Source organism: Brotaphodocola sp., from assembly GCF_983179755.1.
Window position 1 is genome coordinate 1 of record NZ_CFAHBC010000058.1, and the last position, 7,482, is coordinate 7,482.

Annotated in this window: 7 protein-coding genes; 1 reads left to right on the forward strand and 6 read right to left on the reverse strand. The window is 43.8% G+C overall.

Annotated elements, in window-relative coordinates:
• The 6 genes from rplT to AC4EVX_RS12540 all read right to left on the reverse strand — a co-directional run.
• Nucleotides 1–207, reverse strand: a 207-nt coding sequence (gene rplT, locus AC4EVX_RS12515) for a 50S ribosomal protein L20 (protein ID WP_490160319.1), incomplete at its 3' end; no start/stop codon positions are given.
• Nucleotides 208–240: 33 nt separating this feature from the next.
• Complete coding sequence (gene rpmI, locus AC4EVX_RS12520) at nt 241–438, reverse strand: 50S ribosomal protein L35 (protein ID WP_308451659.1); 198 nt, start codon at nt 436–438, stop codon at nt 241–243.
• A 28-nt stretch (nt 439–466) separates the two neighbouring features.
• Complete coding sequence (infC, locus tag AC4EVX_RS12525) at nt 467–961, reverse strand: translation initiation factor IF-3 (RefSeq protein ID WP_490160320.1); 495 nt, start codon at nt 959–961, stop codon at nt 467–469.
• 458 nt (nt 962–1,419) lie between these two features.
• A complete protein-coding gene (locus tag AC4EVX_RS12530; protein WP_177978652.1) occupies nt 1,420–2,253 on the reverse strand; it encodes a formate/nitrite transporter family protein in 834 nt (277 codons plus the stop codon).
• 181 nt (nt 2,254–2,434) lie between these two features.
• Nucleotides 2,435–3,805, reverse strand: a complete 1,371-nt coding sequence (locus tag AC4EVX_RS12535; RefSeq protein ID WP_177978655.1) for an extracellular solute-binding protein — start codon at nt 3,803–3,805, stop codon at nt 2,435–2,437.
• A gap of 96 nt (nt 3,806–3,901) precedes the next feature.
• Nucleotides 3,902–6,238: a hybrid sensor histidine kinase/response regulator gene (locus tag AC4EVX_RS12540; RefSeq protein WP_490160321.1), complete on the reverse strand. Its 2,337-nt coding sequence runs from the start codon at nt 6,236–6,238 to the stop codon at nt 3,902–3,904.
• Nucleotides 6,239–6,992: 754 nt separating this feature from the next.
• Between AC4EVX_RS12540 and AC4EVX_RS12545 the strand changes: the two genes are divergently transcribed.
• On the forward strand, nt 6,993–7,412 hold the full coding sequence (locus AC4EVX_RS12545; protein ID WP_177978660.1) for a CBS domain-containing protein: 420 nt from the start codon (nt 6,993–6,995) through the stop codon (nt 7,410–7,412).
• Nucleotides 7,413–7,482: the final 70 nt, after the last annotated feature.

Below are 7,482 nucleotides of genomic sequence, written 5' to 3' on the forward strand. Positions count from 1 at the left end.
TGCTGCTGCGTTGATACGAGCGATCCACAGCTGACGGAACTGTCTCTTTCTCTGCTTACGACCTGCATAGGAGCTGGTAAGAGCTCTCATTACAGACTGCTTTGCTACTCTATACTGCTTAGAACGAGCGCCTCTGTAACCCTTTGCCATCTTCAGCACTCTGTTGTGTTTCTTCTTTGCGTTCATACCGCCTTTAATTCTTGCCATCGGTTATTCCTCCTTCTTACACGAATCAGTCTATTACAGATATGGTAAAATCTTCTTCATTACCTTTGCATTGGTAGCATCGGCAACGATATCTTTTCTAAGATTTCTCTTTCTCTTGGTAGACTTCTTAGTTAAGATGTGAGACTTGTATGCTTTATTTCTTACCAGCTTACCGGTACCGGTCTTTTTGAAACGCTTTGCAGCTGCTCTGCTTGTTTTTAATTTAGGCATAATTTCTTCCTCCTTAATCGAACTTGCTTTACTTCTTTGCAGTCAAAAACATAACCAGGCTGCGGCCTTCTACTTTGGAAGGTTTGTCAACAACCGCAATATCCTTCAGACTCTCCGCGAAATCATCCAGAATGTATCTGGACTTGGACATGTGTGCCATCTCACGGCCACGGAAACGCAGAGTAACTTTTACTTTGTCGCCCTTCTCAAGGAATTTCCGTGCTGCGCCTGTTTTGGTGTTTAAGTCATTGGTATCAATATTCGGTGACAGCCGAACCTCTTTCACCTCGATTACTTTCTGCTTCTTTCTGGCTTCTTTCTCTTTTCTGGCCAGCTCGTAGCGATACTTTCCGTAATCAATGATCTTGCAAACCGGTGGCTTTGCGGTCGGTGCAATCTTCACCAGATCCAGTTCTGCCTCCTGCGCAAGTTTGTATGCGTCCTTTGTGGACATGATTCCAAGCTGCTCTCCATTTTCTCCGATCAGACGAACTTCCTTATCTCTGATCTGCTCATTGATCATTAACTCGCTAATTGTCGTACACCTCCATCATGGAATTTCTTATTTTCTTCATTAAATAAGATCCATCTAGCCTGCCTGCTTCTCTGCATAAAAAAAGTAGATAGACAAACTTCTACCCACCCTCAAAAGTTACACAGGACGATTTCGCCGCTCATACGTGTCTCTTATCTATAAACCAAGGTCACTCGCTTGTGCCATGGTGAGGTGGATACCTACTTTCCTGCCGTTGTTCTCACAACTTTTGTTAGTATACTATTATCTTCTATAAAAGTCAAGCACTTTTTTAAGAATCTGGAAATCCATTCTTCTTCCATCTCATCCCATTTATAAAGTTTATAAAGAATAAAAAACGAATTTAACTGATAAGAATTTAACTGACAAATTTACATAACAAATCAGGGAGGTGCTATTTGCACCTCCCTGATTGATCGCTCGCTTTGTCCGGGCATGGAAACTGTCTATTTTTCTTTCTTATAAATCAGATAGCACGGAATTCCGACAAGAAGCATTCCGCCGATGATATTTCCGATTGTCACTGGAATAAAATTGTGAAGACTCTGGATCGGAGTCAGGGACGCAAGCTGTTCTGCCGTAATCTGGTATGCCTCCTGCGCCTTTGCTACATAAGCCGGATTCTTCGCTGCCATCATTCCAACTGGAATATAAAACATATTGGCAACGCAGTGTTCAAATCCGCCCGTCACAAACGCAAGAATCGGGAAGAAAATCGCCCAGATCTTTCCGTCAATGTCCGTCGCCGCACCTGCCATCAGAATCGCAATGCACACGAGAATGTTGCAGAGAATTCCGGAAGTCACCGCTTTCACCGGAGTGATCGCCACTTTTCCGACTGCGACCTTGATCGCATACGCACCGAGAAGTCCGCCTGAGTAATCCAGATTTCCGGAGAAATAAATCAAGGTGTCAATCAAGAGCGCTCCGATCAGGTTTGAGAGATATACCACGAGAAGATTTCGCAGACAGGCCTTCACCGTGATCTTTTTTCCGATCACATCCATCACCAGCAGACAGTTTCCGGTGAAAAGCTCTCCTCCCACAAACACAATCATCATCAGTCCTACCGGGAAAATCATGCCCGCCATCGCTCTCGCCATTCCTACATTCTCGATCGCGTGCACGGCAGTACTGCTCGTTGCTCCTCCGAGAGCAATAAACGCACCTGCCACAATGCCGAGAAGGATCATCTTTCCAAGCGGAAGACTCGCCTTTCCCTCTCCCGCCTTCATGTTGGCATTGATCACCTCAAGAGGTGTGTTAAATTGTCTGTCCATCGTTTTCTTTTCTTCCTTTTTTCCTTTTTCTTTCGTTTTTCCTTTGTATTTCCTTGGTATCGCCTTATTTTTCGGCTTTTAAGTCTATCATAGGAAGAAAAAATTGACAATCCTGTTTTTGACTCTTTTTCTCAATTTAAAGGATTGAACGAAAAAGAATACAAGGATACACAAAAATAGGCTACTGCTTGCAAGCCTGCACAAACGCCTCTGATGCCTCTTTTGCATTTACATAGACTCCCGCTCCCAAGTCCGTTGCAACCTTCGTAAAGATCGGGCGAATATAGGGGTCTACGCTTCCATCACTGACAAACTCTGATTCGATCTCCTGACTCTTTGTTTTTCCGAAAATTGCCGGATATCTCTCATTTTTCCCATTCTTCTGCACAGACGGCATTCCCTTGATTGAAGCCATCCGATCAAGTTCAGAAGTCTCCACCAGAAATCTCAGAAATTCCTCGGCATACTCCTTAGAATCACTGTTCTTGGAAATCGAAAATCCGTACCATGGCTCGGTATAGGCATAAACTCCATTTTCGCCAAACGGAACATACTCAAACTCATACTCAAACGGTTCGGATTTAAAGTGCTCCGATTTTGATTCCCGCTTCTTCGCTCCGCTGAAACTTTCCGCCGTGCAGACCCAAAACGGCATCTTCCCCTCAAAAAATCCCAGAATCGAGGCATCGTAGTTGTCACTCGGGTAAGTCTTATTCTTCTCATAATCGGTGTAGCCGTTCTCGATCATCGTCTGAATCTGTTCAAAAACCGGTTCTACCTTTTCCACCGCCGACGACTCTCCCGCCTTCAGCTCGACCAGCAAGTCCCTGTCCTCTGCCAGAAGATCCATCATCCGGTTAACTCCAAGCTCGGCATAAACATGATTTTCTGCTCCCTGAATCGGCAGATATCCCCCCTGCTTCAAGTTCTCAAGCGTGTCAAGAAAGTCCGGATAATTCTTCGGCATAAAGAGGCCATTTTTCTCCAAAAGTGTCTTGTTCACTGCCATCCCACACGGATTCTGCATAATCGGCAGACGAAGAAGTTTTCCATCAACCATACAATAAGAAAGCATTTCCGGTATCATCGAATCAAAATTGATATCCAGTTTTGAGAGATCCTCACAGTACGCTGCCACATCATTCTCCTCCGTCTCCGGATTTCTGACATTGGCATCTGCCGTCATAAAAATGTCGATATTCTGACTGTTTTTCATATAATCTGCAAGCATCCTGGAACCATTCTGCTCATAGAGCACAGTCACATTCGGATAAATCTCGTTAAACGCAACCACTGCCTGATCGAGAGCCTCAAAATTTGCCATAAATCCGGCGATCTCCAAAGTCTGAGCTTCTTTTGTGTCCAGTCTTGGCTCAAATCCTTCTGACTTATGACTTCGATTCTCTCCCCTCGCACATGCAGACAAAAGAAACGCACATCCCACCATTGCAAGGATTCCCGCTCTTCTCCCACTCCGTCTCCACTTCCAATGCCCATTCTGTCTTTCCGGTCTATTCGGCATATTCAGCCCCTTCTCCTCCTGCTTTCTCATCTTCTTCTCCACAATCTATGAAATCCACGATTTCTTTCCTAATTGATTCTGAATTGACCCTGAATGTTTTTCCTAATTAATCCCGATCTTAAATGATTATATTTTATTTTTTATCGTTCTCAGTGCACTAAGCACCTGCTTCATGTTGATCGGTTTTGCAAGATGACCATCCATTCCTGCCTCCCTGCACGCGCGAATATCCTCCGCAAATGCATCGGCGGTCATTGCAAGGATCGGGATTCTTCCCTCAAGCTCTCCTCGCATTTCCATATTGCGGATCATCCTCGTTGCCTCCCTACCATTCATCTCTGGCATCTGGATATCCATCAAAATCAAATCATAGGTACCTTTCGGAGCCCGAGTCAACATCTCGACACAGATCTTTCCATTTTCTGCCCTCTCGCACGAAACCCCGTATTCCTCCAAGATGGCCTGAATGATCTCCCAGTTTAAGTCATTATCCTCCGCTACAAGAATGTGCATCGAGGAAATTCCACAGCGGTCCGCCTCCTCTCCCCAGTCGAAATCCCGACGCAGGGCATCACTTTCCTGCTCGGCCACCTCCAAATCCAGATAAACCGTGAACGTAGTTCCCTTTCCGAGTTCACTCTCACACATGATACTGCCATCCATCAGATTAACCAACTGGTGGATGATTGCAAGTCCCAGACCCGTTCCCTGAATCTTGCTGATTCGACTGTCTTCCTCGCGCGTAAATGAGTGATACATCGTTTTCTGAAATTCTGGACTCATTCCCATTCCATTATCGACAACTTTGCAGATCAGGCGAACCTTCTTGGAACTCTGAGAGCTCTGAGAACTCTGAGAATTCCGAGATCTCAGCGGAGAGTTTTGTCTGCTCTTAAGATTTATTGCGCTTTCATTCACCTTCACCTTTGTTTCCTTCTCCTGCGCAATGCCCTCAACGCCTGGTTCAATCCCCTGCTCAATTCGCTCCTGTGAGATATCCAGGACCATGCTTCCTCCATCTTCCGTATACTTCACCGCATTGGTCAGAAGATTCAACAGAATCTGATTGAGACGAAGCTGGTCTGCAACCAACACATCCCGGAAAATCTCATGTAACCGCACCTCAAACGAGATTTTCTTTTGGTCTGCCTGCGGGCGCACCATACTTGCGATCTCCTCAACTGCTTCCTGCAAAGAAAACGGCTGAGCCTCAAGCTCCATCTTTCCACTCTCGATCTTGGAAATGTCCAAAATATCGTTGATTAAAGTGAGCAGATGATTTCCCGCCCAGGCGACCTTATTCAGACACTCTCCCACATATTTTGGATCATTCAGATGCTTTCTTGCCAGATCCGTCATACCGATCACCGCATTCATCAGTGTCCGGATATCATGGGAAACCGTAGACAAAAAATCCGTCTTCGCCTGATTTGCCTGTTCTGCCAAAACCAGCGCCTGCTTGAGTTTTTTGTTGATCGTGAGAATATAAATGCCATCAATCAGCATCAAAACAAAAAGGCTTCCGCAAACAATCCACACAATATTCCAGTCTACCTCAACCCGATTCATCTGATTAACCGGAATATATCCGAGGATGTCGAGCTCTAAATCCTTTCCAAAGCTCGAATAATACCAGTAGCAGTCTTCCCCACGGAAATTTTTGTACTGCATAAGTCCTTTATCCGTCGTCCGAAGTCTCTCCGCAAGATTTTCTACCTGATTGTAGTCATCCTGAAAATTGTATCCTCGGATGTAATCCAGAAAACTTCTTGATTTCATGGATGCAGACTGCACCACATACTCACCGTTGCTCGTGATAATACTGATTTCCGCGGACGGATACTCCGTCGGAAACACCCATGCGCGCTGTAAATATTCTACCGGAATGACTCGAAGAAGAAGATACGGTTTTCGCCTTCCCTTTCCAATCTTGATCTCCACCTTCGTTCCCACACTGATCACGGACTGCTGAGTTTCTCCCATCCGATACTTTCCGAGAATCAAAACCTCATCCCCGGTGGAAGTAAACATCTTTTCCATTTTTCGGAGTGCAGTTCGGTTGGCATTGTAAGTTCCCTCACGAAAGATCTTATAACAGTTTATCGTGTCATTCCCGTCCTTGATATACGTTGATCTCGCAGACAAATCGTCCATATCCACGATGTGCGCATAGCGATCCTCCTGCGTATTGGCTGTTCGGATATACTCAAGCGCCTCATCCATCGTCATATTCTTGCGCGTGATGTATTGCGCCCAGTCATCCACATATCCCTTCTCCGTATACAGATAACTCTCCGACAACTGTTTCATCGACTCGATTGCCGTACAGAAATTCTCCATCTGAAGCCGGCTGTTCTCTTTTCTGAAATTTTCAGAGTACAAGACAGCCGAAATCCCGGCAATCAGAATCATAACCAGATTGCAAATCAATAAAACAGCCCTTCTGAGACTGTCCTTTTGCATATCTTTCTTTTCCTGCTTCCGTTCTTCGTTCAACTTATCTCCCTCAAATACATGTTCCCACGCTTATCCCCATGTATGTTTCTCTCATTTTTCGTTATCAGCTATGCGTTGCACTGTTGCACAAGCGGTAATGGATTTTGCCGACGCTTCGCTCTCCACATTCTTCTCTGTTCTATTTTTTTCTTCTCTCAACACAGTTATCTTTCATTATAAAACAAAAGTATAAAAATAGCAAACACGACCGCTCTCAGATCAGAATCAGAAAAATCTGAAGAATTCAAAGAACATGAAGGATCTGAAAACCTAAAGGACATGAAAAACTTAAATAACGGCAACCACCGTGCACAGAGATCCACAGATAGTAGCAAAAATGTTACGGATAAAATTTATAGGTTATTAAGAAATTATTCATTTTGTATTCTCATCTGTATGATAAAATAAAAAATAGCAGGAAACAGAGCAGAAGATAAGATATACAGACTAAAACAAACTGGAAACACGATCAAAAATATGTGTACCGAAAATCATCTTAGGTAATTGCAAAACTCGACAACTAAAATATATGTACTTTGTATAAAAATAGATTTTTATTTCAATATGCGAAAAAAGATTTTTGTACAAAATAGATATAAAAATTCAAATCTTTGTGAGAAGAAACGAAGTTCCAAGATTGAAAAAAGTCAGTATTCATGCGACTTTCAGAGTTTCGCAAACGCCTAAAAATCATTTGCACAGAAGGAGAAGATATTTCATTATGAATATTTTATTTTTTCTTACACCAAAAAGCGAAGTAGCTCATATCTACGAGGATGATTCCATCCGTCAGGCACTTGAAAAGATGGAATACCACAAATATTCCGCAGTTCCTCTTCTGACACGAAGTGGCAACTATGTCGGAACAATCACGGAAGGCGATCTGCTTTGGGGGATCAAGAATCAGTTTAATCTGAATCTGAAGGAAGCGGAATCCGTGTCGATCACCTGCATCAAGAGACGAATGGATTACCGCCCGGTCAACGCCAAGTCCAATATGGAAGACCTGATCGATCGCGCACTGAACCAGAATTTCGTTCCTGTTGTCGATGACCGTGGACTCTTCATCGGCATCATCACACGAAAGGACATCATCAATTACTACTACCAAAATGCTCTGAAACAACAAAAACAAGACTGATTTTTGTTTTAGGACCTAAAACTTCCCACACCGGTACGGTGTGTTGAACCTTGAAAATTCAATATTTCAG